The 1,838-nt window shown below is 46.1% G+C and carries 3 protein-coding genes and 1 pseudogene; 3 read left to right on the top strand and 1 reads right to left on the bottom strand.

Features of this window, described 5'->3' with window-relative positions:
• Positions 1-31 precede the first annotated feature (31 nt).
• From KDK17_RS16135 to KDK17_RS16145, 3 genes and pseudogenes are all read left to right on the top strand, one after another.
• Positions 32-276: pseudogene (locus KDK17_RS16135) on the top strand (transposase); the annotation flags it as partial.
• A gap of 212 nt (positions 277-488) precedes the next feature.
• A complete protein-coding gene (locus tag KDK17_RS16140; RefSeq protein WP_257288524.1) occupies positions 489-797 on the top strand; it encodes an Abi family protein in 309 nt (102 codons plus the stop codon).
• Complete coding sequence (locus KDK17_RS16145) at positions 776-1,156, top strand: Abi family protein (RefSeq protein WP_257288525.1); 381 nt, start codon at positions 776-778, stop codon at positions 1,154-1,156. Before KDK17_RS16140 ends, KDK17_RS16145 begins: the two co-directional genes overlap by 22 nt.
• A 342-nt stretch (positions 1,157-1,498) precedes the next feature.
• Here the strand turns inward: KDK17_RS16145 and KDK17_RS16150 are convergent.
• A partial coding sequence (locus KDK17_RS16150) for a type II toxin-antitoxin system PemK/MazF family toxin (RefSeq protein ID WP_257288526.1) occupies positions 1,499-1,838 on the bottom strand: 340 nt, incomplete at its 5' end.

The following is a 1,838-nucleotide window of genomic DNA, read 5'->3' on the forward strand; positions in this document are numbered from 1 at the left end:
CTTTGGAGAAGCTGAACCAATGGCAGAGTGACACATCGAGAATAAGCTTCACTGGTAACTCGATGTTGCGATGAGAGAAGACGAAAGTCGCATCCGAAGAAATGACGGAGCAGAAATTCTAGCAGGTGCTTTAGACATATTGCAGTCAATCTGCTGAACAACACGAAAACCTTCAAAGCGGGTCTGAAGAGAAAACGAAAGAAAGCAGCCATGAGTACACGCTATCTGTCTGAAGTCTGCTGGGCAGGCACTTTCATGATTTTGCCGTGGCTATAGTTCCGCTTAACAATACCCCTTCCGCTTCCCGTCAGATCAGCGCACTGAAAGGGGTTACTTGTTTCTGGACACCCATAAAATAGTTACCTTGTAGGGATTAATCTGTGAGTTCATCAAGACGGTCCAAACGAAAGCCGCTCCGGATCCCCTACGACAAGCCAACCCTTTCATGAAGTCAACAAGTCGAACGTCACAAGTCCCGTAACCTTATAGTGGATGACTCGGTCAAAGCAGAATTCTACCTTGGACAGCTGAACTACTATCGCTTTAGGGCCTATTGCCTGCCTTATGAGGAAGAACATGCTTCCCATCGACTCAGGGCTGGTACCCACTTTGATGATGTTCTCAATCTTTATATTTTCGACCGAGAGCTGCGGCTTCTGGTACTTGATGCCATTGAACGGCTTGAAGTCTCCCTGAGAACCCAGTTTGCCTATCATCTGAGTCACAATCATGAGACAGACACCCACACCTCAAAGCGGAAATTTTTGACAACCCAATGGTATACGCCAGAAGCCTGAGCAAACTCGATAGTGATGTGAAATCCAGTAAAGAAGATTTCATCAGGCATCTGACTGGTAAATACGAAGAAGAGCTTCCACCGATTTGGGCTGCTGTTGAATTAATGACTATGGGTCAGCTATCCAAATGGTTTAGCAATATACGCTTGCGTAAAGATCGACAGTCGATAAGCAGTGTCTACCAAATGAACGAAAAAGTCATGACGTCATTCTGTGAGCACCTGTCGCTGGTTAGAAACTATGCTGCTCACCATGCCCGCTTATGGAATCGCCAGTTAACCAAGACATTTATCTTACCGACCAACGCGGACGAGGCACTAGTAGAGAGTCTTTACTCAAGACCGGTTAACCCGCGTTAATTACGAAAGCTTTACAATACCTTTGTCGTCTTAATTCATATAATGAATATCATTTGTGGCAGAAACCAATGGCAGAAGCGCCTGATGCAGCTGATAGAGCAACACGGCATCAGTACCCGTGGCATGGGCTTCCCAGATGACTGGCAAGACCGACTTCTCTGGCAATAGAACAGTCATCGAGTGAAATTGAGGGAGAGCTTGTGAGCATGGATGATGTTTGCATTCGCTACTACATCAGCTCTGCAGAGCTAACGGTTGAGCAATTCACGCTGTCTGGCTGAAGTCCTTGCTGGGCAGGCACTTTCATGATTTTGCCGTGGACAGATACTTTCAGTTCAAGGGTTATTGCACTTTTCGTGAAATAATTTGATGTAAACGATGGATAATTTCATTGAATTTCTCTGCTTTTATGGTCGCGATTTCTTGGCAGATAATGCTTTGGTGTGCCGTGAATAACTTTCCCGGGCGCGCAAAGCTCTCACGGTCAAGGATTCCCTGGTTGAAATCGTTCGGAGTGATAACAATTGCTGTCGGATCAGAGTATGGTTTACTGGTGATCTGACAGAGAATAACATCACCTTTTCCGACGCTGGCAAGTGTAAGAGCCGGGCGGCGTTTAGTTGACGACAAGTCGGAGAACGGGAAATTGATAGTGACTATTGTTCCTGCTGAAGGCATTCCC

This window comes from Endozoicomonas sp. SESOKO2, from assembly GCF_024606245.1.
Taxonomy (GTDB): domain Bacteria; phylum Pseudomonadota; class Gammaproteobacteria; order Pseudomonadales; family Endozoicomonadaceae; genus Endozoicomonas_A.

Excerpts from the sequence above, each read along its gene's own strand:
- KDK17_RS16145 (WP_257288525.1), top strand. The coding sequence starts at position 776 with ATGGTATACGCCAGAAGCCTGAGCAAACTCGATAGTGATGTGAAATCC.